The sequence below is a fragment of the Sphingobium sp. CR2-8 genome (assembly GCF_035818615.1).
GTDB lineage: Bacteria > Pseudomonadota > Alphaproteobacteria > Sphingomonadales > Sphingomonadaceae > Sphingobium.
In genome coordinates this window covers 2,354,028-2,378,429 of record NZ_JAYKZY010000002.1, presented here as the reverse complement: position 1 = coordinate 2,378,429, position 24,402 = coordinate 2,354,028, and the positions used below count along the sequence as shown (strand labels likewise).

Sequence of the window (24,402 nt, the reverse complement as noted above, 5' to 3'; positions counted from 1 at the left end):
AAGGTCCATGAAGCGTTTCGCCATCGCCGCCGCATTGCTGTTATCCGTGCCCGTCGCCGCCCAGATGCCGGTGCCCACGCCCGCCCAGGCACCGGCCGAACCGGGCGCGATTCCCCTCTATCCCGATATGAAGGCGCCCAAGGCTTCGACCGAAAGCTGGGTGCACTTCGGCAATGCTCTGGCCGTCCGCAACGTCACTGTCCCTACGTTGACGCCGGTTTTGCCCGACCCGGCCAAGGCGACCGGCGCGGCGGTGATCGTCGCGCCAGGCGGCGCATTCATGCTGTTGTCGATGGAGCATGAGGGGTGGAGCGTCGCGCGCTGGCTGGCCGATCACGGCATCGCGGCCTTCGTCCTCAAATATCGGCTGAACCAGACCCCGGCGGACACGGCGGAGGCCGCCGCCTATATGGGCAAGCGAGTGGCGGATTCCCTGCGTGATCCGACTGCGCCGCCGAGCATAAGCGAACCGCGCGCCACGCTCGATGCGCTGGCGGCGCTCAAGCTGGTGCGTGGCAATGCGGGCAAGTGGGGCATTGACGCCAATCGCGTCGGCATGATCGGCTTTTCCGCCGGCGCGATGACGGCGCTCAACGCCACGCTGGAAGGAAAGAGCGCGGATCGCCCGTCCTTCATCGGTTATGTCTATGGCCCGATGCTGGCCCGCGAAGTGCCTGCGGACGCCCCCCCATGTTCGCGGCCATCGCCAATGACGACAGCCTGTTTCCCAATCCCTCCTATGCGCTGATCGAAAGCTGGCGGCGCGCGCATGTGCCGGTGGAACTCCATGCCTATGAGCGGGGCGACCATGGTTTCGGCATGGGCAAGCCCGGCACCACGACCATGGGGCTGCTGCCGCAATTTCTGTCCTGGATGGAGATGCGCGGTCTGCTGGCGAAGACGGCCGCCCGGTGACGCATGGCGTGTCGATCCGCCGGGAAGCGGCGATCAGCATCGTCATCAATGGCGCACTGAGCCTTGCCTTCTTCCTGGGCGTTTTCGGGACGCAGCCGCGTCCGCTCACCTGGGGACTGCCTGATCGGCTGGCGCTCGACTTCGTGCCGCAAAGCATCGCCGTCGCGCTGATGAGCGCGCTGGTCCCGGCGCTGATCGCCCGGCGGAAACTGGGCAATCTACCCGTGTTACGCGCTATCCTTGTGCGGGCGGTAGGTTTTGCGCTGGCGGGCGGGGCGTTGGGCGGGCTGATCGCATGGTCGATCGGCGTCGCTGCTTTTCTTCCATCGCCTGGTTCACGGCGCTGGTCATGAAGGTCGCCTATGGCGGCGCGCTCGGCGCGCTCATCGCCACATGGGCGTTGCGGCGGCTGCTATCTGCTGCCGAACATCGTTGAACAAGAGGATCGCCCGTCGATGAAAGCCCGTTTTCGCCTTGCCACCCTGCTGGCCTGCACCGTCCTTGCCGCGCCTGCGCTGGCGGATGATCTGGCGGACGGCTTCCGCAATCCACCCCAGTCGGCGCGCCCGCGCGTCTGGTGGCACTGGATGAACGGCAATGTGACGAAGGATGGGATCGACAAGGATCTGGACTGGATGGCGCGCATGGGGATCCGTGGCGTCCAGAATTTCGATGCCAATCTCCAGACACCGCAGATCGTGCCGCAGCGGCTGACCTATATGACCGATGGCTGGAAGGATGCGTTCCGCCATGCCGTGCGGACGGCCGAAGCCAAGGGGCTGGAATTCGCGATCGCCGCTTCCCCGGGCTGGAGCGAAACGGGCGGTCCTTGGGTCAAGCCGCAGGACGCGATGAAGAAGCTGGTGTGGAGCGAAACCGACCTGCGCGGCGGTCAGCGGCTGAAGGGCGCACTGTCTGCGCCGCCCTCCACCACCGGTCCTTTCCAGAGCGCGAAGTTCAGCGATCCGCTGGCGGGCGGCGGGGATGCGGCCGCGTTGCCCAGCTTCTACGCCGACGCGCGTGTCCTGGCCTATCCGATGAGCGCCACAGCCCTGCCGCAGCCGCGCGTAACCCAGGGTGATGGCGCCGCCATTGCCGCAACGCCGCTGCTCGATGATGACCTGGAAACGGTGGTGCAACTCGGGAAGGGGGATGCCGCGACGCCGGGGACGCTAATCCTGGACTATGGCAAGCCAGTCACGATCCGCTCTGCCAGCCTGTTCGTGCCCCATGCCCGACCGCCCTTCGGCGATCCCGCCTATCGCCCGACGCTGGAGGCGCAGACGGCGCAGGGCTGGCAGGCTGTCGGCCGCTTTGCCCTGACCGAAGTGTCCACCACCATCGGCTTCGCGCCTGTCACCGCTCGGCGCTTCCGGCTGGTCCTGTCACCCAACGACGCGCCCAAGTCGCCGGGGCTGGGTGACGGCGCCCCCGGTGCGGTCATGATGGACGTGTTCGCCCGGCCTGACAGCGCGACCATCGGCATCGGCGATTTGCGTCTGTCGGCCGACGCGAAGATCGATCAATATGAGGCGAAGGCGGGCTACGCCATCGTCCCCGACTATAACAAGCTGAGCGATGGCGTAGCCGCAGCCGTGACGGCCGTCGATCCTGCCAAGGTGATAGACCTGACGGATCGGCTTCGTCCCGACGGCAGGCTCGACTGGACCGCGCCGAATGGGAGCGACTGGCGCATCGTGCGTATCGGCTATTCCTTGACTGGCAAGACCAACCATCCCGCCACGCCCGAAGCGACGGGGCTGGAGGTCGACAAATATGACGCCGCCGCCGTTCGCCGCTATCTGGAAACCTATATCGGCATGTATCGCGACACGGTGGGCGCGGACTGGATCGGCAGGAAGGGCATCCGCGCGCTGCTGACCGACAGTATCGAAGTCGGTGCGTCCAACTGGACGCCGCGCATGGTGGAGGAATTCACGGCGCGGCGCGGCTATGATCCGGTCCCCTTCCTGCCGACGCTGACGGGCGTGGTGGTCGGGTCGACCGCGCGCAGCGATGCCTTCCTGCACGACTATCGGCAGACGCTCGCCGATCTGCTGGCGGACGCCCATTATGGCACGGTGGCGAAGGTCGCGCATGAAAACGGGCTGACCGTCTATGGGGAGGCGCTGGAAAATGGGCGGCCGGTGCTGGGTGACGACCTGGCCATGCGGGCGCATACCGATGTGCCGATGGCGGCCATGTGGACCTTCAATCGCGGAGCTGCGCCGCGCCCGACGCTGGTCGGCGACATGAAGGGCGCGGCATCGGTCGCGCACATATATGGCCAGAATATCGTATCGGCAGAATCCATGACCTCGGCCTTTGCGCCCTGGGCCTTTGCGCCTTCGGACCTGAAGCGCGTCATCGACCTGGAGTTCGCGTCCGGCGTCAACCGGCCGATCGTCCACACCTCCGTCCATCAGCCGGTGGACGACAAGCTGCCGGGCCTGAGCCTCATGATCTTCGGACAATATTTCAATCGGCATGAAAGCTGGGCGGAGATGGCGAAACCCTGGGTCGATTATATGGCGCGTACCGGCTATCTGCTCCAGCAGGGCCGCGATCATGCCGACGTCGCCTATTTCTATGGCGAGGATGCGCCGATCACGTCGCTGTTCGAACATGGCGTGCCGAGCGACCTGCCGACCCGCTACGCCTATGATTTCGTCAATGCCGACATTCTGGCCCATCGGATGACGGTGGAGAAGGGCGAACTGGTGGCGGGCAATGCGCGCTACCGGGCGCTTTATCTGGGCGGGTCGAGCCGGGTGATGACGCTGGCGACCCTGCGCCGCATTGCTGCCCTGGTCGATGCCGGGGCGACCGTGATCGGCGCTGCACCTGAACGTGCGCCGGGGCTTCAGGATGATGCCGCCGCCTTCAAGACGCTGGCGACCCGGCTGTGGAGCGGTGCCTCCCAGGGCCAGGGCAGAGTGATCGCCGGCCTTGACGTGGAAGCTGCCTTGGCAGGCGTCGGGCTCGGACCGGACTTCCGGATCGGCAATGGCGCGCAGGACAGCGACTATCGCTTCGTCCACCGCAAGCTGGCCGATGGCGACCTCTATTTCGTCAATAACCGCACAGACCAAGCGGGGCGCATCGAAGCGCGGTTTCGCGTGACGGGCAAGCAGCCCGAAATCTGGCGCGCCATCGACGGCACAGCGGCGCCTCTATCCTATCGCACGGAAGGCGCGGAGACAGTGATTCCGTTGGATGTTGGACCGGAGGACGCCTTTTTCATCCTGTTCCGCGACCCGGCCAAGGCATCGTCCGTTACGATCGCGGCCAAGGCGATACGTCCGGTCGCGACGCTCGCCGAGGCATGGAGGGTCGGCTTTCAGCCAGGCCGGGGCGCGCCCGCGACGATTGCGATGTCGACATTGACGCCGCTGGAAAGCAACGCCGACAAGGGCGTGCGCTATTTCTCCGGGACCGCATCCTATCAGACCCGCTTTGCCTTGCCCAACGGGGTCAAGCCGGGCGCGCCGCTCTGGATCGATCTGGGCAAGGTCGGCGATCTGGCCGAAGTGAGGGTGAACGGCAAAGTGGCGGGCACGACCTGGTTCGCGCCCTATCGGCTCGACATCGGCAAGCTGGTCAGGGCTGGCTCCAACGATCTGGAGATCAAGGTCGCCAACCTGTGGGTCAATCGCCTGATCGGCGACCAACAAACCGGAGCGGCGAAAATCACGTTTACGGCTGCACCCACCTACAGAGCTGACGCGCCGCTGCGGCCGTCCGGCCTGATCGGGCCGGTGCAGTTGCTGACGCAATAGTCCCCGCCGCCATGCGGCTTTGAGGGTCAGATGCGGCGGGCGATGGCGCCCGCTGCCCATCCCATGCCGACCGCCATCGCGATCGCCACCAGCCCATAGAGGAAGGACCAATGTTCGGCCGCGCTCGCCATGAACTGCTCGAATCCGGACTTGCGCACGGTGATGTCGCGTACGGCGGCGGCTACCACGCGGCCATCCTGCACCAGGAAAGTTTCGGCGGTATAGTCGCCGACGATGACGCGCGCCGACAGGGGCAACCGGGCGCGATAGAGGACGCCGTCGGTGATCTCGACCGTGCCCGGCCGCTCGACGAAAAGGCCCGATCTTGCGCGTAGATCGACCAGCCCCTCCTGGAACCGCGACAGTTCCGCGCTTTCGTTCAGCGAGGATGGGGACAGTTGCAATTTGTCCACGCCCAGTTCGTAGATGGCGGCGGTGCGTTCATCGACGATGCGGTCGATCGGGCGCGATGACGCCATGGCGTAGAAGCTGGGGGCCGATCGGAACAGCGCGGTGTCGGCATTGACCCAGATGCCGGCGACCTTCTGCTTTTCGCGCATGGTGATCGATTGTTCCGGCCCTTTCAGCACGACGACGATGTCGGCGGGTTTGGCGGGCCTTTTCCCTTCGGGATAGACGATCGCGCCGAACAGCAGCAGGTCCGCGCCGGTGAAGCTATATTGAATTTCGACGTCGCGCTGCGATACGTCGGGCACCAGATGGGGTTCGTCCGCGCCGACCAGCAACAGGGCGGCAGGCAGGGCCAGCCAGGCGCAGCGGCGGCGCATCAGCCCACCTCGATCGTGTAGATTTCGTCGGGTCGCCACCCCAGGCCCAACGCCATGCGGGCGGCGACCAGCAGCACGATCGCCGCCAAAAGGATGCGCAGATATTCCGGCCGGATCGACATGGAGATGCGGGTGCCGACCTGCGCGCCGACGACGCTGCCGATCAGCAGCAGCAACGCCAGCACCAGGTCCACCGCCTTGGTCGTCATGGCGTGCATCATCGTCGTCGCCATGGTTACGAACAAAATCTGGAACAGCGATGTGCCGACCACCGACTGGGTCGCCATGCCCAGCAGATAGAGCATGGCGGGCACTAGGATGAAGCCGCCGCCGACGCCCAGCAACATGGTCAGGATGCCGGTCGCCATGCCCAGCAGCAGCGGTGCGAGCGGCGAGATATAGAGGCCCGAACGATAGAAGCGCCAGCGCATCGGCAGGGCGGCGACCAAGGGATGGTGCCGCCGTTTGCGGGCGGGCGCGCGCTTGCCCGTCTTGAGGGCGATGAGTGCCTGGATCAATTCCTTGGCCATCAGGCCGCCGATGCCGCCCAGCATCAGCACATATAATATGCCGATGACCGTATCGATCTGGCCGAGATATTGAAGCAGGCGAAAGATGAAAACGCCCAATCCCGCGCCGATCACGCCGCCTGCGATCAGGACGCCGCCCATGCGGAAATCCACCGTGCCGCGTGATATGTGGGTGAATACGCCCGATACGCTGGCGCCCGTGACCTGCGACGCGGCGGATGCGGCGGCGACGGTGGGCGGAATACCGTAGAAGATCAGCAATGGCGTGGTCAGAAATCCGCCGCCTACGCCGAACATGCCGGACAAAAGGCCGACGACCCCGCCCAGGCCGATTATGACGAGCGCGTTCACCGACAGATTGGCTATGGGCAGGTAGAGATCCATGCTTGTCCCGGGTAGCGTCAACAGCCCGTGATAGAAAGCCGCGATGGCTGAAAAGGATCAAAAATCCGCGGCGAGGGTAACGGCCAGGCCCGATCCGGGGCGGGCATCCCCTGCGATGCGCTCGCGCCATTCGACGGAAACCCGCGCACCAGCTTGCGGCAGAGGTAGTCGCACCTGCAATTGGGGACCGATGTCCAACCGGCTGATACCCGGCTGAGCGCCTCCGGAGAGAGCGACGCCCAGTTGGACCGGGCTGTCGGGAACAGGCGTCGACAGCGAGAGTTTCCCGTCGACAAAAGCGTCTCGTGCCCGGAAACCCACGATGCCGGCCTGGGCATAGCCTTCCGCTTCGATCGCTGGCGCGATAGCCTTTGGTCCAAAGCCGCCGACCGCCATGACCGTATTGGCATTGCGCCCGCCTTGCCCCAAAGCGATGCGTCGTTCCACCGCGATGCTAACCGGCAACGCGCGCGTCGGCTGGAACGAGAGGCCTACCGCACCTTCGGGTGCGGCGGGGCGTTCGAGTGCGGTGGTGAGGCGACCATAGGCGGCGATGCGGCTTTGCGTGCGGGGCGTGATGTCATAGTCCAATCGGAAACCGGCCTGCGATCCCCCAAGCTGGCCTGCCGGAACGCCTTGGCTATCCGTCTTGCCGCCCGGGCGATAGAGCAACCATGCACCCGCTCGCCATCGGTCCGTCGTCTTCTGCGCGGTCAGGAGCGGCGGCGGACTGGCGATCGGCGTGCGGAAACGGCTCATATATTCGACGTCGCTGGCATAATGGCGGTTTGCAAAGGCGGCGGTGAAGGAGATGAACTTCATCAGGTCGACCGACACATCTTCCCCATCCTTCGCTGGGGCTGCGATGACGGATCGCGTGGCCTGATAGGCGATCAGCCTGTGTCGATCGAAGCGCTGCGGAGGCTCGTGGATGATGGATGATGATGGCAGGCTGGCCATGGCGCTGGCGCTGAGCAACGCCTGTGGTGTGATCGCTGACGGTTGTGCCTGCGCGATCGACAAGGGGCTGGGTGAGGGCGCAAGCGGGGCGGTCATGGAACCGGGGCTGAGAAGGCGCACCATGATCCAGCCCATCATGATCATGGCGAAGAAGCGCAATGGGCGTCCACTCGTGCCCCGCGTCATGGATCGGTTTTCAGATCGGGAAAATGATGCTGGGTCTTGTCCCAGGTGAGCGGCTTGCCTCGCAAGGATTTCGCGTACAGGAAAACGGCCCGCCGCGCCGCCAATATGGCGATATAGTTGGCGATGACGGTGCGGGGGATGGACATCATGCCCTGGCGCCAACCATAGGCGCGGGTGACGAACAGCGCCCGCATCATGGTGCGCCAGCCCATCAGGCACAGATTGAACAGCATCAGCGTCTTTATCAGCGGCGACAGCGGCGGGAGGAGGATCAGGCTCAGCCAATCGAGCAGGAACATCACCGCCCAGAGGATCAGCGCCAGGTAGGCGGCAAACAGGACGAACGCGGCCATCGTGGCGCGCCGGTCGCGAAGGCGCATCCAGCATTCGGCCATACTGCCATGCCAGCCCATTCGGTCCCACCCGGCCAGCGATATGCCGACCATCCAGCGCGCCTTCTGCTTGACGGCCGCATCGACGCTGTCGGGAAAATATTCCTGCGTCGCCACCAATGCCCCGGCTTGGTCGCGCATGCGCACGAACACTCCGCGTCCGCCCAGATTTGCGATGCGCAGCCCCGCCTCATAATCTTCCGTCAGCGAAGACGGATCGAACGGGCCGCCATGCACCGGGTTGAACAAGTCCCCTATCGCCGATCGTTTGAAAGCGCAGGCGACGCCAGCCGAAGGGATCGACGCGCCCAGCGCTTCGCGCACGGTCAAGGCTTTCCCATGATTTTCAGCAAATTCGTCCCCGTAGTGGTTGCCGATCGCGCGGCGCAACCAGCCGCCGCGACCGGGCAGCGGCACGACCGGCAACTGGACCAGATCGAACCGGTCGATCATGAAATCGAACAGGCGGATTTCGTCGGCATGCACGACATCTTCGGCATCGTGTAAAAGGATCGCCTTGAAACGCCGCCCTTCGCGCGCTTCGACATCGAGCGTAGTCCGCCACAGGACGTTGAGGCAGTCGGCCTTGGTGCTGGGGCCAGGATGCGGGTTGATGCCCACGATGATCCGCGGGTCGCCCGATGCGATTGGTGCGACCACCGCAATCGTATCGGGATCGTTGGGATACAGGCCGATGAAGATCCGGTAGTCGGCGTCCTGCCAACGCGCCAATGTGTGCCGCAACATGGGGCCGATGACGTCGGCTTCGCGCCAGGCGGGAATGAAGACGGCGATACAGCCGGGTTCATGCGACGCCGGCAGCGTCGCAGTCGTCATGCGCGGGTGACGGGCATAGACGGTCAGCGCGCGCCAGCAGCGACGACTGAGAAACAGCAGGTCGACCAGGAGGTCGTCCACCCCGCCGATCGCCAGACCGACGATCGCGAAGAGCAGGATTTCATGGTGCAGGGCGACAAGGCCGGCACCCACCATATCTCCCAATACTGGACCCCCATTCCCCCTGGCGCATCGAAGATGCCATTTGCGTCATGCGGTGCCAAGTCTTTTGCTTAATTGGCGCGTAAGCTTTGCAAAGCCCGAACGATATTTGGCGGCAAGTTGCCTCTGCGGCGCGACCGCAAGAGTCGTAAGGGCGGAACGATGATGCTATTCTTCGAACGTCGATGGTGTTCAAGAAGCGTTGCATCGACCGATCGACCAATCTCTGTGGCTATACGGGAGGAGGGCGAATATGGAAATGGATGTCAATTATCTGCTGCATCGCCAGCAGATGTCATTGATCCGCGCCCAGACCACACGGTCTGAAGAAGGGCGCTACGCTTATGAAAATCTGGCGCGAATCTATACCGATCGGATCGATGCCTATCGGCGCGAGAATATGGAGCAACGCATCCGGGCGCATTGAGCCCAGCTGTCAACGCCGCCGGATCAGCCTGTCGATCGCCAGGCGATGACTTTCGTCGTCACCGCATTCGCGTTCCAGCACGGATTTGATGCGCTGCAACTCCGCTTCGGTCAGATGCTCGATGCCGATGAAATCGTTGCGCGCGCCATCGACGGCGCGGATCAGTTCATCCAGCTTTGCCTGGATGGCTGAGCCGTCGCGATTTTGCGCATTTTGGATCAGGAAGACCATCAGGAACGTGACGATGGTCGTGCCGGTGTTGATGACCAGCTGCCACGTGTCGGAATAATCGAAGATCGGGCCGGTTACGAGCCACAGGATCACGGTCGCCATGGCCAGGACGAACGCGATCGGCTGCCCCGCCCAACTGGCGACGCGTTGCGACATGGCCGCGAAAATATGGTCCATCCTGAATTCCTTCCATTGCGAAACGCTGCATTTATGGTGTGTTCAGCCGCGCAAGGCCATGAGAACTATCATGCGTCTCATTTTCCGCCGTGCCGCTTTGGCTGCCGCTATTCTTGTGCTGACCGCTTGCGCATCCCTGTCACCCGAATCGCGCCTGCGCGCCGGGCTGGAGGAGGTGGGTTTGTCGCCGCGCATGGCAGTGTGCATGGCCGAAAAGATGGTTGATCGACTGAGCCTTACGCAGTTGCGAAAGCTCCAGTCGCTGGCGTCGCTCCGCAAATCTCACAGCGAGCCAATCACTATCGATCAATGGCTTCACAAGGTGCGGGCGTTGGAAGATCCCGGGATTTTCGCGGTTACCAGTTGGTCCGCGCTGGCCTGCACATTCTGATGCTATGACCTGATTCGGTGGTGGCGGTGCTGGATCGGCTTTACGAACTTTGCAATTTTGCAAAGTCGTTTTGCGAAATTTTCTGGCGTGGCGGTTTGGCCTGTGCTTATCGGCTGACAACGGATTTCAGCAAAAAAGGCACGCCCCATGAACATTCACGAATATCAGGCGAAGGAACTGCTGGCGAAATATGGTGCGCCGATTGCCGCCGGTTACGCTGCCTTCACGGTCGAAGAAGCCGTCGAAGCGGCCAAGAAGCTGCCTGGACCGCTCTATGTCGTGAAGTCGCAAATCCATGCTGGTGGCCGTGGCAAGGGCAAGTTCAAGGAATTGGCCCCCGAAGCCAAGGGCGGCGTGCGCCTGGCCTTCAACCTGGACGAAGTGAAGGCCCATTCGGCCGACATGTTGGGCAACACGCTGGTCACGATCCAGACCGGCGACGCAGGCAAGCAGGTCAACCGTCTCTACATCACCGACGGCGCCGACATCGCCAAGGAATTCTACCTGGCCCTGCTGGTCGACCGCGCCAGCAGCCGCATCGCCTTCGTCGTGTCGACCGAAGGTGGCATGGACATCGAGGAAGTCGCCCATTCGACCCCGGAAAAGATCCACAGCTTCTCGGTCGATCCGGCCGCCGGCTTCCAACCGCACCATGGTCGTTCCATCGCTGCCGCGCTGGGCCTGACCGGTGATCTCGCCAAGCAGGCGGCCAAGGTCGCTTCGTCGCTCTATGCCGCGTTCCTCGACACCGACGCCGAACAGATCGAAGTCAATCCGCTTGCGCTGACCGAGCAGGGCAACCTCCTCGTTCTCGACGCCAAGGTCGGTTTCGACGGCAACGCCATGTTCCGTCACAAGGACATCGCCGAACTGCGCGATTTGACCGAGGAAGATGCGGCCGAAGTCGAAGCATCCAAGTACGACCTGGCCTACATCAAGCTGGACGGCAACATCGGTTGCATGGTCAACGGCGCAGGCCTGGCCATGGCGACGATGGACATCATCAAGCTGAACGGCGAATTCCCGGCCAACTTCCTGGACGTAGGCGGCGGCGCCACGACCGAGAAGGTGACGGCGGCGTTCAAGATCATTCTGCAGGACCCGGCGGTCAAGGGCATCCTGGTCAACATCTTCGGCGGCATCATGAAGTGCGACATCATTGCCAATGGCATCGTCGCCGCCGCCAAGGAAGTGAACCTGTCGGTTCCTCTGGTCGTTCGCCTGGAAGGCACGAACGTCCAGCAGGGCAAGGACATATTGGCCTCGTCCGGCCTGGCGATCGTCCCGGCGGATGATCTGGGCGACGCAGCAAAGAAGATCGTGGCGGAAGTGAGGAAGGCAGCCTGACCGGCTACTTCGCCTGAACGATACACCAAAAAAGGGTGCGGGGAGTCCGGGAACGGGCTGCCCGCGCCCATATTGGCGTTTATAATGGAGGATGTTGACCATGAAGATCCTTGTGCCCGTGAAGCGGGTCATCGACTATAATGTGAAGCCGCGAGTGAAGGCGGACGGGACGGGCGTCGACTTGGCGAACGTGAAAATGAGCATGAACCCGTTCGACGAGATCGCGGTCGAGGAAGCCATTCGCCTGAAGGAAAAGGGCGTGGCGACCGAGGTGATTGCGGTGTCGATCGGCGTCGCCAAGGCGCAGGAAACCCTGCGCACGTCGCTCGCCATGGGCTGCGACCGGGCGATCCTGATCCAGACCGACGATGAGGTCGAACCGCTGGGCGTCGCCAAGCTGCTCGCCAAGGTGCAGGAAGAAGAAGGCGCTGGCCTCATCATCCTGGGCAAGCAGGCGATCGACGACGACAGCAACCAGACCGGCCAGATGCTGGCCGCGCTGCTGAACCTGCCGCAGGGCACGTTCGCATCCAAGGTCGAGGTTGCCGACGGCAGCGTCAGCGTGACCCGTGAAGTCGACGGCGGCCTGGAGACGGTGAAGCTCAATATCCCTGCGATCATCACCACCGACCTGCGTTTGAACGAACCGCGTTACGCCTCGCTGCCCAACATCATGAAGGCGAAGGCTAAGCCTTTGGCGCAGAAAACCCCCGCCGATTATGGCGTGGACATCGCGCCCCGGCTCGAGACGCTCAAGGTGTCCGAACCGCCCAAGCGGTCGGCCGGGATCAAGGTCGCCGATGTCGATGAACTGGTCGCTAAGCTCAAGGCTCTGGGAGTGGCAGCATGACGAAGTCTCTGGTTTGGGTTGAACATGAAGGTGGCGCAGTCAAGGACGCGACTCTTTCCGCCGTCACCGCCGCTGCGAAGCTGGGTGAGGTGCATCTGCTGGTCGCCGGGCAAGGCGTGGACGGCGTGGCGGCGCAAGCGGCCAAGATCGCCGGTGTGAGCAAGGTCCATGTCGCCGATGACGCGGCTTTTGGTCATGCGCTTGCCGAGAATGTCGCGCCGCTGATCGTGGATCTCATGGGTCATCATGACGCCTTCGTCGCGCCAGCCACCAGCAACGGCAAGAATATCGCGCCGCGCGTCGCCGCGCTGCTCGACGTCATGCAGATCAGCGACATATTGTCGGTGGAGAGCGAAGACACGTTCACGCGCCCCATCTATGCGGGTAACGCGATCGCGACGGTCAAGTCCAAGGACGCCAAGAAGGTCATCACCGTGCGCGGCACAGCCTTCGAAAAGGCGGCCGCAGATGGCGGTGCCGGTGTCGTGGAAGCCGTGGCGTCGACGGGTGACAAGGGCATCTCCTCCTTCGTGGGCGCGGAAATCGCCAAGCTGGAACGGCCTGAACTCACCAGCGCGAAGATCATCGTGTCGGGCGGTCGCGCCTTGAAGGACGGTGAAACCTTCGAAGCGACCATCTTCCCGCTGGCCGACAAGCTGGGCGCGGCGGTGGGTGCGAGCCGTGCGGCGGTGGACGCAGGCTATGTGCCCAACGACTATCAGGTCGGCCAGACCGGCAAGATCGTGGCCCCCGAAGTCTATGTCGCCGTCGGCATTTCCGGCGCGATCCAGCATCTGGCGGGGATGAAGGACAGCAAGACCATCATCGCCATCAACAAGGACGAGGATGCGCCGATCTTCCAGGTCGCCGACATCGGCCTGGTGGGCGATCTGTTCAAGATCGTGCCGGAGCTGACGGATAAGCTGTAAGGCGAACCCTATGCAGTAGGAAAGGGCGGGGAATGAAAATTCCGCGCCCTTTTTGCGTCTTGCGTCGGCGTCGTCTTGCAGACGGCAACGCCTTTATTCGCAGTTGATGTCGTTCTTGTCGATCGCCCGACCGGCCAGTGCGCCGCCCGCGCCGCCCAGAATGGTGCCCAATGTCTTGGAGCCGCCCGGGGCGATGACGTTCCCCAACACGCCGCCAGCGATCGCGCCGACGATGGTGCCGGTGGTGCCGTCGTCGCGGCGGCAATAATAGCGGCCGTCGCGGTCGCGATAGATCTGGTCGTTGTCGCGGATCGGGCGACGGCTGTAGCGGGGCGGCGGACCGCGCCGGTCGCTCGGGCGGTCATAGCCGTAGCCGCGACCATAATTGTCCGACGTGCAGGCGCCCAATGGCAGCATGGCCAGGATGGCGGCGGCGATGATGGGTTTGCGCATGGATGTCTCCTTATGTCCTTGCCTTTATGGCTTTGAACAACCCGGTAGGACAGCGGTGGTTGCCGAGGACAAAAAGAAACCGCCCGCTGCGGCCGCGAGAGGGGGAGCGGCAGCGAGCGGGCGGTGACCGGCGGCGAGCGGGGACAGAGCCGCCGGATGGAAAAGCTGGATTAGTTGGGCAGCGGCCGGGTGGTGGTGCCGTTGGCGGAGATCAGCGGCGACGTCTGGGTCGCGGTGTCCGTCTTGGCAGCCTGTTCGGCCAGGCTGGTCTTGGCTTCGCTGTAGCGGGTGACAAGGTCGTTCTTGAACTCGGTCAGCTTGCCTTCGTCATAGAGCTTCTTGCCAACATAGCCAGCGATAGCGCCGAAAATCAGAGTGCGGATCATGATATGCTCCATAGTTGCGGTTCGGGGACATAACCGGCGGCGGAGCAGGGAGTTCCGAGACGGATTGTCTGTGCGACGGCTTTTGCTAGGCTTGCGACGGACGGTGGTCGGGGGATGGGCATGTCGGGGTTCGATCTGGTGTTCGCGGCCTTTGGGTTGTTGCTGGGCTTGGCGATCAGCGAGGTGCTGGGCGGATTTTCGCGTGCCCTCAAACTCAAGCGGGGCGCCAGGCCGGTGCGGATCGGATGGCTGACGCCGCTGCTGGGGCTGTTCGTGCTGCTGGACCTGACAAGCTTCTGGCTGAGCGCGTTCGAGATGCGGGCGCAGATGGACGCCAATTATGTCACGCTGGCTGCGGTGCTGGCGCTGGTCGGGGTCTATTATCTGGCCGCCACGCTGATTTTTCCCGACGAACCGGAGGAATGGCCCGATTTCGACGACTGGTACGACCGGCACAAAAGGCTGGTGGTCGGCGGGGTGCTGAGCGCCAACATCGGCCATATCGTCGGGCAGTTGGTGCTGGAGGCGTATAAGCCGTCGTCCGGACCGGAACTGAGCGACGAGGCGACGATGTGGGGCCTGCTGGCGCTGACGGGCCTGATCGGGCTGCTCGTCGCATTGATGATCGTGCGGTCGCGGCGCTGGAACATCGCCATGTTGCTGGCGCTGCCGGCGATCCTGCTGGCCGGGTCTATCTATCTCGACAGCGTCTGACGTCTGTCACGCAAAAGGGGCGGCCGACCTAAGTCCGCCGCCCCCTTCATACATCGCGACCGATTATTCGGCGGGCGAGATGTTCACCGCAGCGACCTTGCCACGACGATCTTCTTCCAGATCGTAGGACACGCGGTCCTTTTCGCGCAGGGTGGCGAGGCCGGCGCGCTCAACGGCACTGATGTGCACGAAGGCGTCGGCGCCGCCATTGTCGGGGGCGATGAAGCCATAGCCCTTGTCGGCGTTGAAGAATTTTACGGTTCCGGTGATGCTGCTCATGCGAGCGTCCTTTCTTTCTATGCGGCGCACCCCGCTTGGGTACGCCGGATTGCTAGCGGGGCAGGGAAAGAAGGAAGTTGGTGCCGCAAAGCGCCGAAAACCGTCGATTTGCGACTGTAGCCTCCCCCATGTAGACCATGGGGGCCACAATAGCAAATCATCAGGGCGCAGGCGCCGGACCCGCGCGCAAATCAGGCGGGGGCGGGCGTCTGCGTCTGCGCCTGTTCCGCGTGATCCAGCGCGTCATCCGCCTCCGCAAAGCCGAAATAGAGGTCGCGGGCTTGGGCGGCGGCGATCTCGTAGGGGAGGCGCTCCGCCTCCATCTGGGCGGCGAGCGCGTCTTCCTCTTCGGGCGTCAGGTCGCGCTCATAATTGTCCACGTCGTAAATGTCGTCGTTGGCTTCGCCGTCGAAGCCGGGCGGCGGGGGAAATCGGTGCGCCAGCGGTCCAGCTTGTGATCCCACCAGAGGCCGCGCAGGTTCGAGGCGGCCTCTTCGGGCGGCAGATCGCCCAGGACGAGGGGCGGTTCGGGCGGAAGTTCACACCGTTCATCGGCAGTGAAAAAGGTGGCTTTGGGCGGATTGTGGAGCGCCATGCGGGCGGCGATGAAAAGGGCGGCGGACGCGCCGGGCGAGAGGGCGGTGGCGAGGGCTGCGTCGCCGTCCGCCGCGACCGGTTCGGGCGTGTCGGGACGCGCGCCGTCGAGCAGCTGCGCATCGTCCATCCGCCGCGCCGTGGGTTCCTCGCCGGTGCGGGGCAGCGCATCGCGCTCCGCCGCCTGCTCCGCCTCCTCCTCCGCGCAGATCAGATCGAGATAGGCGTTGAAATCCTGCGCGACGACGCGGGCGAGGGCGGCGTCGGAGCCTTCGGTCGGGGTGTCGGCCATGCGATCGAGCCGCGCCAGCATCGACATGGCGAGCCGGTTGTCGTGGCGGTGGCGGGTGATTTCGTGATTGTCGGGGTCTTTGCGGATCGTCTCCTCCGTCCCCATGATGGCGCGGGCGAGCAACGTGTCGGCCAGCCGTGCGCGGGCGATGAGGATCGCCGCGTCCCAGCCCAGGCGAAAAGCCGCGCCGTCGCGCCGCTGGCGCAGCGTATAGGCCGAGCGCGCGGTGATGCGCACCGCTTCGCAGGCGAGCATGATGACGCCGGTCGCAGCGAGGACTTCGAGAAAGCGGCGCTGGCGCGCGGGCGACCAGCCGTCGACGCGGATCTGCGGGGCGGGGGTGGGGAGGTTGGGGTCGTGATAGGACATGGGTCGCGTGCCTCCGGCTGAGGGGTTTGCCGGGAGGATATGCGCGCGCGGGGCGTGTAGGACAGCGAATAGGATTTTTAGGGATATTGTTGGCGTTGGCGACGCTTTACCGCACCTCTATGACAAGGTCGCCTTGGTCCAGGCGTTCCCCAATCATCGGCCAACGTGCGTCGAGCCAAAGTCGCAGGCCGCGATTGCTGATATTGCCGCAGCGCAGCCAGAGCAGGCGGGAATGGATGGGCGGATGACGCAACAGGAAATCATCGTCCTTCGTCACGAGGATCAGGCCGTGCTGTTCGACATGGTTGGCGATGACGGAGTCAGGCGTCTGGCCGCCCAGTGCGATGATGACATGCTGGGCGATCAGGCCGCGCTCTTCGAACCATCCGCAAAGAGCGGGCGGGAGTTGCGCGTCGATCAGAAAGCGCATCAGGCGGCTTGGACGACCGTATGATCGACGGCCCGTGCGCCATAGGCCAGACACGCATGGACATCTTCGCGGGTGAGATAGGGGAAGTCGGCCAGCAGTTCCTCGATCGCGACGGACGATGCCAGCGCATCAAGCACATCGCTGACGCGCATGCGGGTGCCAGAGACGATGGGGCGTCCGCCGCAGACATTGGGGTCGATGACGATGCGCGTGGTCATGGGTGGATTATGTGGGGGAGGGGGCAGGGCGTCAAGGCGATATGCTGGCACGATCCTGACGCGATTTAAGTTCAGTAAAGTGTCACTGTAATCAGCACGTGTTACCGCAAATAGCAATTCCGTTAATCAAAAGCCCTTGCTATTTCGACCTGCGATATTCCAGCATGCTCAACATATTGGTGAAGTTGACCACCCCCCAACATTCCCGAAGTGCCAAACTAATAATGAAATACATGCAATATCCGGAAACTAAGTGATCCCAATGCCGCCCCAGCACGGTTATCCTAAGCCCTCCGCCAGCCATCACAGCGACATAACCAACCATAATCATAACGATAAGTATTGATAGCTGGAAGCCGTACACATAATCTTCCGCAGGACGTTCATCATTAAATAGCGCATCCCTCAGATCTTTAGTTTGCAGAACCGTGGAAGCTCGTGTGGTCCAAGCCATTGACATGCCGATGAGCACCGAGGAAGCAGGGAAAAGTGCCTTTGATGCAAAGGAAAATGGGTCGGTCGCAACAAAATACGTCGCCGCTAGAGCAACAAGTGCGTGAAGTGCGAGCCATAGATTGACTATGTTTCGACATCCGGCTGGGGCTTTGCCTGCGCCTGCCTGCAACCATTTCCAGAATGTAGTCACTGGTCTGCACTGTTTCTCACACGAGCATACGCAGCGCGGGTGCGATCCAAAATAGCAGCAAAGACTGAAATTTTTTCACCGGGTTCAACCGGCTCGACCACCGCATTTCCACTAGAGTGTATTCTCTTCGTGCGACCGCCTCCCTCTGGAATAATATTGGCCGCCGCGACTTCACCAACCGCTGCAACTGCGTGAGTGACGTCCTCAATTAAGTCTCTGTCAAGGTCATTTCCCTCGACTTCAATCCTTGTTCTCTCACCTCCCGCCAACTCCGTAAATTCCTCCGCAGGCTTTTGGATGAGTCTATCGATATCATGGGGATTTGGTCGCGTAACTGTAAAACTAAATCGTGTAACGACCTCCGCACGTCGGATTGCATCAATGAATGTCATGGGATCAGAAATCGGTTCGACCAAGATGCGAGTATTGCTTTCACGCGCGAAATGAGCTGCGTTTAGTAACACTTGCAATTTGCTAGCAACTTCCGAGGAGCTTTGAGACACTCCCGTTTTACGAATAACACCGCATGCCTGCGTTTCGGCGTCAAAAACGCCAACCGTGAATGGAGCCTTCAGAGCTTCCTCTTCGAGAAAATCGTGACTAACGCTATCGAACTTCGGCGACGTAACAGCCTGAGTGCGTCCCATAGCAAAGGCTATTCCACCACCCTCTACACGTTCAACATTTCCGATATGCCATTCTGATCGCCGCCCTACCTCTGCGGTAGGTTTCGCCTCTATAGACTTAGAAATGATATCCACCGAGTCACGTGACACGTGCAGAAAATCACCTTGCGGAAGAGACTCGCATTTCACGCGGAATAGATGGATGTAAAACATAGCTGCCCCCTAACCAACTGCGAGATGCGAAGCACAAAATCAGGCACAAAAAAGAGCCGATAAAAACCGACTTGAGGCTACTCCGCCGCCACGCTCTCCATCCCCAGCAACCGCGCGAGATAGTGCCCGGTGAATGACCGCGGCTCCTTCGCGACCTTTTCCGGCGTGCCTTCGGCGACCACTTCGCCGCCCTTGACGCCGCCTTCGGGGCCCATGTCGATGATCCAGTCGGCGGTCTTGATGACATCCAGATTATGTTCGATCACGACCACGCTGTTGCCCTGGTCGACGAGCGCGTGGAGGACTTCGAGGAGTTTGCGGACATCTTCGAAATGTAATCCGGTGGTGGGTTCGTCCAGGATGTAGAGCGTGTTGCCGGTCGCGCGGCGGGACAGTTCCTTGGCGAGTTTGACGCGCTGGGCTTCGCCGCCCGACAGGGTCGTGGCCTGCTGGCCGACCTTGACATAGCCCAGGCCAACTTCGGCGAGCATCGCCATCTTGTCGCGGATGGGGGGCACGGCCTTGAAGAACTCCACCGCATCCTCGACCGTCATGTCGAGCACGTCGGCGATGGACTTGCCCTTGAACTTCACCTCCAGCGTTTCGCGATTGTAGCGCGCGCCGTGGCAGACGTCGCATTCCACATAGACGTCGGGGAGGAAGTGCATCTCGATCTTGAGCACGCCGTCGCCCTGGCAGGCTTCGCAGCGGCCACCCTTGACGTTGAAGCTGAAACGGCCGGGCTTATAGCCGCGCGCCTGCGCTTCGGGCAGGCCTGCGAACCAGTCGCGGATGTTGGTGAAGGCGCCGGTATAGGTGGCGGGGTTGGAGCGCGGGGTGCGGCCGATGGGCGACTGGTCGATGTCGATCACCTTGTCGCAATGGTCGAGGCCGGTCACCTTGTCATGCGCGCCCGCGATGATGCGCGCGCCGTTCAGCGCGCGGGCGGAGGCGGCGTAGAGCGTGTCGATGGTGAAGCTGGACTTGCCCGATCCGGATACGCCGGTGATGCAGGTGAAGGTGCCGAGCGGGATCGACGCGGTGACGCCGCGCAGATTATTGGCGCGGGCGTTGTGGACGGTGAGCTTCTTGCCCGACCCCTTGCGGCGCTTGGCGGGCACTTCGATGCGGCGGGTGCCGTTGAGATAGTCGGCGGTCAGGCTGTCCTTGTTCTTGAGGATCTGCTTGAGCGTGCCCTGCGCCACGATCGCGCCGCCATGGACGCCCGCACCCGGCCCCATGTCGACGATATAGTCGGCGGCGCGGATCGCATCCTCGTCATGCTCCACGACGATGACGCTGTTGCCGAGGTCGCGCAGGCGCTTCAAGGTCACGAGCAGGCGGTCGTTGTCGCGCTGGTGCAGGCCGATCGAGGGTTCGTCCAGCACGTAGAGGACGCCCGACAGGCCGCTGCCGATTTGCGAGGCGAGGCGGATGCGCTGGGACTCGCCGCCCGACAGCGTGCCGCTGGTGCGGTCGAGGTTGAGGTAATCGAGGCCGACATTGTTGAGGAAGCCGAGGCGCTCGATGATTTCCTTGAGGATGGCCTTGGCGATCTGGTTCTGCTGGTCGTTCAGCGCGTCGGGCATGGCGGTGAAGAAGGCGAGCGCGTCCACCACCGAGCGGCGGGTGGAGACGGAGATGTCCTCGCCCGCGATCTTGACCGCGAGCGCTTCGGGCTTGAGGCGCGCGCCGTGGCAGGTTTCGCACGGCATGGCGGTCTGGTACTTGGCCAGTTCCTCGCGCATCCAGGCGCTGTCGGTTTGCAGGAGGCGGCGGTTGAGATTGCCGATGACGCCCTCGAACGCTTTCTTGACCTCGTAGCTTTTCTTGCCATCCACGAATTTGAGCGTGACGGGCTTGCCGCCGGTGCCGTGGAGGATGACGAGCTTCGCTTCGCCCGGCAGGTCGGCCCAGGGGGTGTCGAGCGAGAAGCCGAACTCCTTGGCGAGGGAGCCGAGCACCTGCATATAATAGGGCGAGGGCGGGTTGGATTTCGCCCAGGGGACGACCGCGCCCTTCTTGATGGTGAGGGCTTCGTTGGGGACGACCAGTTCGGGGTCGAATTCCTGCCGTTCGCCCAGGCCGTCGCAGGCCGGGCAGGCGCCCAAGGGCGCGTTGAAGGAGAAGAGGCGCGGTTCGATGTCGGGGATGGTGAAGCCGCTGACGGGGCAGGCGAATTTTTCGGAGAAGACGATGCGGTTGGCGGGGATGCCCGCGCCCTTCATCTTCTTGTCGGTGGACTGGACTTCATGTTCGCGGCCCGGCACGACGCCTTCGGCCAGATCGACATAGGCGAGGCCGTCGGCGAGCTTGAGCGCTTGTTCGAAACTGTCGGCGAGGCGGGTGGCCATGTCCGGGTCCACGGCGAGGCGGTCGACCACGACTTCGATGTCATGCTTATATTTCTTGTCGAGGGCGGGTGCGTCCTCAATTCCGTAGATTTCGCCGTCGATGCGCACGCGGGTGTAGCCTGCCTTCTGCCACTCCATCAGTTCCTTGCGATATTCGCCCTTGCGCCCGCGCACGACGGGGGCGAGCAGGTAGAAGCGCGTCCCTTCCGGCAGGGTCGCGACGCGATCGACCATCTGGCTGACCGTCTGCGCGCTGATGGGGAGGCCGGTCGCGGGACTGTAGGGGATGCCGACGCGCGCCCACAGGAGGCGCATATAGTCGTAGATTTCCGTGACCGTGGCGACGGTCGAGCGCGGGTTGCGGCTGGTCGTCTTCTGCTCGATGCTGATCGCCGGGGACAGGCCCTCGATATGCTCGACATCGGGCTTCTGCATCATCTCCAGAAACTGGCGGGCGTAGGCGGAGAGCGACTCCACATAGCGGCGCTGACCCTCCGCATAGATGGTGTCGAAGGCGAGGGACGACTTGCCCGATCCCGACAGGCCGGTGATGACGATGAGGGAATCGCGGGGCAGGTCGACGTCGACGCCCTTGAGATTATGTTCGCGGGCGCCGCGAACGCTGATGTGCGTGAGAACTCATGCGATCCGTTCTATAAATGTTCCGAATGGAAATCCAGAGGCGAAGATAGGAAGTCGGCCGCGCGAATACGAGGTCCGATCATGGAACAAAGCGCCCGACGCGGCGCGAAGGTCCATCAAATCGGGTGGAAGGCGCGCGACCATGTCGTTCGTGGTGTGCTAAACGCCGTTCGTCCGGCGGAGATGCCGCCCGGCGTCGGGAGAGGGCAGGTCATCGAACCGGCGACGACCCTGCGCATCCCGTCGCTATAAGGGGGGCATAGGCCGACAGGAGCCGGTGCTGGCGCGCTTCGTTAAGCGACGGTTCAGCGCCCATAGCGTCGTCTGGCCATGGAGATTATCCTTATCCGGTGCCCGACAGCATCTGGATACGCCCCCGGCCTTCCCTTGCGCCGGGGGCGTTTTCGTTTTCCCGCTTCGATATCGTTGCGATTCGCGCTTTCCGCTACGGCAATTTGGGCTGCGATGTCGTTCGCAGCGGCGCGGATGTCGTTCGTCGCGCCGTTCGTCGCCACCCATTTGCGCTTTGTCGGCATAGCGGTCGTTGGCCGATGGAGGGCATGCCCGGGTCGAAGCGGACGGGCGGCGAAACGATCGGCGGCTTAGAGAGGATGGGCGAACGGGACAGGATGCCGACCCTTCAAAGACCCTTTGGCTCCGCCCGTTCGCACCCGGCGATCCGCCCAGCCCCCTTATGCGGAGCGACGCCGGTCACAACAGATTTTGAGGAGATAGATCCATGTTCGCTTCGTTCAAATTCGCCGCCGCCGTCGCTTCCGCCGCCCTGCTCGCCACCACAGGCGTCGCGTCCGCGCAGGAATTCCAGTCCAATGGTCGCACCGATGAAGTCTTTCACGGCGACCTGAACCTGTCGAAGGCGGCCGATCAGAAGGTACTGCGCGCCCGCATCCTGCGGTCCGCCAGCCGCGTGTGCGGGTCGAACAATCTGGCGGAGGCACAGGCGTGCAAGGCCAAGGCGATCGCCCATGTCCAGGCCCCGATCAACGCCGCCATCGCCCGCGCCGAAACCGGCGAGCGCTATGCCGATGCGGGGCGGAGCGGCGTGCCGGTCGCGGGGAACTGATCGACGCGGGATGACGATTGGTCAGCAGGAAAGGCCCGGTTTGCGCCGGGCCTTTTCGCGTGGGTGGCAAATGCCTCATTCTTCGTCGCCCCAGCGAAGGCGGGGGCCTCAGGCGATTACGGGATAAGGTCCGAAATATCGCGCCAATCGGGATGGCCCCGCGCCCTGTTGGTCATGATGGAGGTGTAGCCACCGTTCGCTATGGGCCAGTGTTGCGCGTCTTTGCCTGAGATGCCAGCCTTCGCTGGCATGACGTCCAGTTCAGGTCGGCCGCCCCCTCAAAAATCCGGGCGGCGTTTTTCGCGGAAGGCGGTGACGCCTTCCGCGAAGTCCGGGCGGGTGAAGGCGTCGCGGAAGAGGGAGAGGGTGGTGGCGTCGTCGTCAGCCTGGCCGTCGAGGATGCGGCGGACGATCGCCTTGGACGCGCGGACGCTGTGCTGGGCGTTGGCGGCGATGGTGCGAGCGAGCGTGTCGGCGGCGGCGAGGGGATCGACTGCGATGTCCTCGATCAGTCCGATGGACAGGGCTTCGTCGGCGCTGTGGAGCGCGCCGGTGTAGAGGATTCGCTTGGCGCGGGCGGGGCCGACCAGATCGACCAGCAATTTCGTGTCGAACAGCGAATAGACGATGCCGAGTTTGGCGGGCGTGATGCCGAGGCGTGCGGCGGGCGACGCGATGCGCAGGTCGCAGGCGATGGCGAGGCCGCAGCCGCCGCCGACGCAATCGCCGTCGATCGCGGCGATCACCGGTTTTTCCGCATGGGCCAGCGCATATTGGCTGGCGCGGATCGCGGCCTGATTGGCGACGCGCCAGTCGGGGTCGGCCGAACAGGTGGCAAATTCGTGGATGTCCGCGCCCGCGCAGAACAGACCGGGCGTGGCGGAGGCGAGGATGAGGGCGCGCACGGCATCGTTCGCCATGGCCTGCCCCACCAGAAACGGGAGCGCTTCCCACATCGCCTGGGTCATGGCGTTGCGCCTGTCGGGCCGGTCGATCAGCAGCCGCGCGACCGGGCCGTCCTGTTCCAGCCGCAGCATCAGGCTGGCCAGCGTTGCAGCAGCGGGACCAGTTCGTCGAAATGGTCGATGACGGCGTCGGCCTCCAGATTGTCGACCGGGCCGTCGAGGAAGCCGAAGCCGACCGCGATATTGGGCAGGCCTGCATTGCGTGCGCCCGCTATGTCGTTGATCGTGTCGCCGACGAAGATGGTGCGGCCGCCGCCCGCGCGGGCGATCATTTCGCGGATGGGCGCGGGATCCGGCTTGGCGACGCCCACCGTGTCGCCGCCAACGATGCTGGCGAAGCGATCCGACAGGCCGATCTGGCGCATCAGGGGGAGGGTGAAGCGTTCCGCCTTGTTGGTGCAGATGGCGAGTTTGACCCCGGCGTCGGTCAGGGCGTCCAGCGCGGCGATCAGGCCGGGATAGGGGACCGAATGGATGGCGAGATTCTGCTCATAATAGTCGAGCAGGATGGGCAGAAGCGCGTCCAGCGTGTCCGCGTCATAGCCCCCCGATGCGTCGAGCGCCCGGGCCAGCATGATCTTTGCGCCCTTCCCCACGAAGGGATGGATCGCCGCAGCCGGGAAAGGGGGGCGGTCGATCGTGCCGATGGCGTAATTGACCGCAGCGGCGAGATCGCCGCTGGTATCGATCAGGGTGCCGTCGAGGTCGAAGCCGACGATATCGAAAGGGATGCTGTTCATGCCCACGCCATGCCGCGAGGGTGGTGGCAATGGCAAGGCAAACATGGCAGAGCGAACCGGTAATCGCTTCGTGCGGATGATCGTTGCGCTAATCCCCGTCGGCCGTGCGAGG

The 24,402-nt window shown here is 63.4% G+C and carries 26 protein-coding genes and 1 pseudogene; 10 read left to right on the top strand and 17 right to left on the bottom strand.

The annotated features are described in order from the left end of the window. The first annotated feature begins 7 nt into the window (after window positions 1-7). From U5A82_RS15535 to U5A82_RS15525, 3 genes and pseudogenes are all read left to right on the top strand, one after another. Window positions 8-915: pseudogene (locus tag U5A82_RS15535) on the top strand (alpha/beta hydrolase). Next, window positions 912-1,268 carry a hypothetical protein gene (locus tag U5A82_RS15530; RefSeq protein ID WP_326291735.1) on the top strand — a complete coding sequence of 119 codons (357 nt, stop codon included), beginning with the start codon at window positions 912-914 and terminating at the stop codon, window positions 1,266-1,268. Before U5A82_RS15535 ends, U5A82_RS15530 begins: the two are co-directional and overlap by 4 nt. Before the next feature lie 102 nt (window positions 1,269-1,370). Beyond that, window positions 1,371-4,694, top strand: a complete 3,324-nt coding sequence (locus tag U5A82_RS15525; protein ID WP_326291734.1) for a glycosyl hydrolase — start codon at window positions 1,371-1,373, stop codon at window positions 4,692-4,694. 26 nt (window positions 4,695-4,720) lie between these two features. Here the strand turns inward: U5A82_RS15525 and U5A82_RS15520 are convergent, their stop codons facing one another. From U5A82_RS15520 to U5A82_RS15505, 4 genes are read right to left on the bottom strand one after another with little or no spacing between them, the layout of a single operon-like run. Beyond that, window positions 4,721-5,482 carry a TIGR02186 family protein gene (locus tag U5A82_RS15520; protein WP_326291733.1) on the bottom strand — a complete coding sequence of 254 codons (762 nt, stop codon included), beginning with the start codon at window positions 5,480-5,482 and terminating at the stop codon, window positions 4,721-4,723. Then, window positions 5,482-6,396, bottom strand: coding sequence for a sulfite exporter TauE/SafE family protein (locus U5A82_RS15515; RefSeq protein WP_326291732.1), 915 nt, complete (start codon window positions 6,394-6,396; stop codon window positions 5,482-5,484). Before U5A82_RS15515 ends, U5A82_RS15520 begins: the two co-directional genes overlap by 1 nt. A 57-nt stretch (window positions 6,397-6,453) precedes the next feature. Next, window positions 6,454-7,542 carry a hypothetical protein gene (locus tag U5A82_RS15510; RefSeq protein ID WP_326291731.1) on the bottom strand — a complete coding sequence of 363 codons (1,089 nt, stop codon included), beginning with the start codon at window positions 7,540-7,542 and terminating at the stop codon, window positions 6,454-6,456. Next, window positions 7,539-8,927 carry a glycosyl transferase family protein gene (locus U5A82_RS15505; RefSeq protein ID WP_326291730.1) on the bottom strand — a complete coding sequence of 463 codons (1,389 nt, stop codon included), beginning with the start codon at window positions 8,925-8,927 and terminating at the stop codon, window positions 7,539-7,541. The genes U5A82_RS15510 and U5A82_RS15505 overlap by 4 nt, the downstream gene beginning before the upstream one ends. A gap of 259 nt (window positions 8,928-9,186) precedes the next feature. On the opposite strand from U5A82_RS15505, the gene U5A82_RS15500 reads away from it, so the two are divergent. Next, window positions 9,187-9,360, top strand: a complete 174-nt coding sequence (locus U5A82_RS15500) for a hypothetical protein (protein ID WP_326291729.1) — start codon at window positions 9,187-9,189, stop codon at window positions 9,358-9,360. A 9-nt stretch (window positions 9,361-9,369) separates the two neighbouring features. Here the strand turns inward: U5A82_RS15500 and U5A82_RS15495 are convergent, their stop codons facing one another. Further along, window positions 9,370-9,768 (bottom strand): low affinity iron permease family protein, encoded by a 399-nt coding sequence (locus tag U5A82_RS15495; protein ID WP_326291728.1) that lies wholly within the window; start codon window positions 9,766-9,768, stop codon window positions 9,370-9,372. Window positions 9,769-9,838: 70 nt separating this feature from the next. Here U5A82_RS15495 and U5A82_RS15490 point away from each other — a divergent pair, with 70 nt between their 5' ends. From U5A82_RS15490 to U5A82_RS15475, 4 genes are all read left to right on the top strand, one after another. Continuing rightward, on the top strand, window positions 9,839-10,159 hold the full coding sequence (locus U5A82_RS15490; RefSeq protein WP_326291727.1) for a hypothetical protein: 321 nt from the start codon (window positions 9,839-9,841) through the stop codon (window positions 10,157-10,159). A gap of 147 nt (window positions 10,160-10,306) precedes the next feature. Further along, window positions 10,307-11,506, top strand: a complete 1,200-nt coding sequence (gene sucC, locus U5A82_RS15485) for an ADP-forming succinate--CoA ligase subunit beta (protein WP_326291726.1) — start codon at window positions 10,307-10,309, stop codon at window positions 11,504-11,506. A 100-nt stretch (window positions 11,507-11,606) separates the two neighbouring features. Next, the gene (locus U5A82_RS15480) at window positions 11,607-12,356 is read left to right on the top strand and encodes an electron transfer flavoprotein subunit beta/FixA family protein (RefSeq protein ID WP_326291725.1); all 750 of its coding nucleotides are present in this window, start codon (window positions 11,607-11,609) and stop codon (window positions 12,354-12,356) included. Then, window positions 12,353-13,285 (top strand): electron transfer flavoprotein subunit alpha/FixB family protein, encoded by a 933-nt coding sequence (locus tag U5A82_RS15475; RefSeq protein ID WP_326291724.1) that lies wholly within the window; start codon window positions 12,353-12,355, stop codon window positions 13,283-13,285. Before U5A82_RS15480 ends, U5A82_RS15475 begins: the two co-directional genes overlap by 4 nt. A 93-nt stretch (window positions 13,286-13,378) precedes the next feature. Here U5A82_RS15475 and U5A82_RS15470 read toward each other — a convergent pair whose 3' ends face one another. Together U5A82_RS15470 and U5A82_RS15465 are read right to left on the bottom strand one after the other, a co-directional pair. Continuing rightward, entirely contained in the window at window positions 13,379-13,738 is a 360-nt protein-coding gene (locus tag U5A82_RS15470) for a glycine zipper 2TM domain-containing protein (protein WP_326291723.1), read from the bottom strand. Between the two features lie 170 nt (window positions 13,739-13,908). Next, a complete protein-coding gene (locus tag U5A82_RS15465) occupies window positions 13,909-14,124 on the bottom strand; it encodes a hypothetical protein (protein ID WP_326291722.1) in 216 nt (71 codons plus the stop codon). A gap of 120 nt (window positions 14,125-14,244) precedes the next feature. Here U5A82_RS15465 and U5A82_RS15460 point away from each other — a divergent pair, with 120 nt between their 5' ends. Next, a complete protein-coding gene (locus tag U5A82_RS15460) occupies window positions 14,245-14,838 on the top strand; it encodes a hypothetical protein (protein WP_326291721.1) in 594 nt (197 codons plus the stop codon). Window positions 14,839-14,901: 63 nt separating this feature from the next. On the opposite strand, the gene U5A82_RS15455 is transcribed toward U5A82_RS15460, so the two are convergent. The 8 genes from U5A82_RS15455 to uvrA all read right to left on the bottom strand — a co-directional run bounded on the left by U5A82_RS15455 (window position 14,902) and on the right by uvrA (window position 21,486). Next, window positions 14,902-15,117, bottom strand: coding sequence for a cold-shock protein (locus U5A82_RS15455; protein WP_326291720.1), 216 nt, complete (start codon window positions 15,115-15,117; stop codon window positions 14,902-14,904). A 191-nt stretch (window positions 15,118-15,308) separates the two neighbouring features. After that, entirely contained in the window at window positions 15,309-15,497 is a 189-nt protein-coding gene (locus tag U5A82_RS21730) for a hypothetical protein (protein WP_442802177.1), read from the bottom strand. Beyond that, on the bottom strand, window positions 15,473-16,372 hold the full coding sequence (locus U5A82_RS15450; protein WP_442802176.1) for a hypothetical protein: 900 nt from the start codon (window positions 16,370-16,372) through the stop codon (window positions 15,473-15,475). Before U5A82_RS15450 ends, U5A82_RS21730 begins: the two co-directional genes overlap by 25 nt. A 106-nt stretch (window positions 16,373-16,478) precedes the next feature. Further along, a complete protein-coding gene (locus U5A82_RS15445) occupies window positions 16,479-16,802 on the bottom strand; it encodes a DUF5615 family PIN-like protein (RefSeq protein WP_326291719.1) in 324 nt (107 codons plus the stop codon). Further along, the gene (locus U5A82_RS15440) at window positions 16,802-17,020 is read right to left on the bottom strand and encodes a DUF433 domain-containing protein (RefSeq protein WP_326291718.1); all 219 of its coding nucleotides are present in this window, start codon (window positions 17,018-17,020) and stop codon (window positions 16,802-16,804) included. The genes U5A82_RS15445 and U5A82_RS15440 overlap by 1 nt, the downstream gene beginning before the upstream one ends. Before the next feature lie 139 nt (window positions 17,021-17,159). After that, a complete protein-coding gene (locus U5A82_RS15435; RefSeq protein WP_326291717.1) occupies window positions 17,160-17,666 on the bottom strand; it encodes a hypothetical protein in 507 nt (168 codons plus the stop codon). After that, window positions 17,663-18,505 (bottom strand): hypothetical protein, encoded by an 843-nt coding sequence (locus tag U5A82_RS15430; protein ID WP_326291716.1) that lies wholly within the window; start codon window positions 18,503-18,505, stop codon window positions 17,663-17,665. The genes U5A82_RS15435 and U5A82_RS15430 overlap by 4 nt, the downstream gene beginning before the upstream one ends. 77 nt (window positions 18,506-18,582) lie before the next feature. After that, window positions 18,583-21,486 (bottom strand): excinuclease ABC subunit UvrA, encoded by a 2,904-nt coding sequence (gene uvrA / locus U5A82_RS15425; RefSeq protein ID WP_326292962.1) that lies wholly within the window; start codon window positions 21,484-21,486, stop codon window positions 18,583-18,585. A 754-nt stretch (window positions 21,487-22,240) separates the two neighbouring features. Here uvrA and U5A82_RS15420 point away from each other — a divergent pair. Continuing rightward, window positions 22,241-22,585 (top strand): UrcA family protein, encoded by a 345-nt coding sequence (locus U5A82_RS15420; RefSeq protein ID WP_326291715.1) that lies wholly within the window; start codon window positions 22,241-22,243, stop codon window positions 22,583-22,585. Between the two features lie 278 nt (window positions 22,586-22,863). Here the strand turns inward: U5A82_RS15420 and U5A82_RS15415 are convergent, their stop codons facing one another. Next, complete coding sequence (locus U5A82_RS15415) at window positions 22,864-23,625, bottom strand: enoyl-CoA hydratase/isomerase family protein (RefSeq protein WP_326292961.1); 762 nt, start codon at window positions 23,623-23,625, stop codon at window positions 22,864-22,866. Beyond that, a complete protein-coding gene (locus tag U5A82_RS15410; protein ID WP_326291714.1) occupies window positions 23,622-24,290 on the bottom strand; it encodes an HAD family hydrolase in 669 nt (222 codons plus the stop codon). The genes U5A82_RS15415 and U5A82_RS15410 overlap by 4 nt, the downstream gene beginning before the upstream one ends. Window positions 24,291-24,402 lie beyond the last annotated feature (112 nt).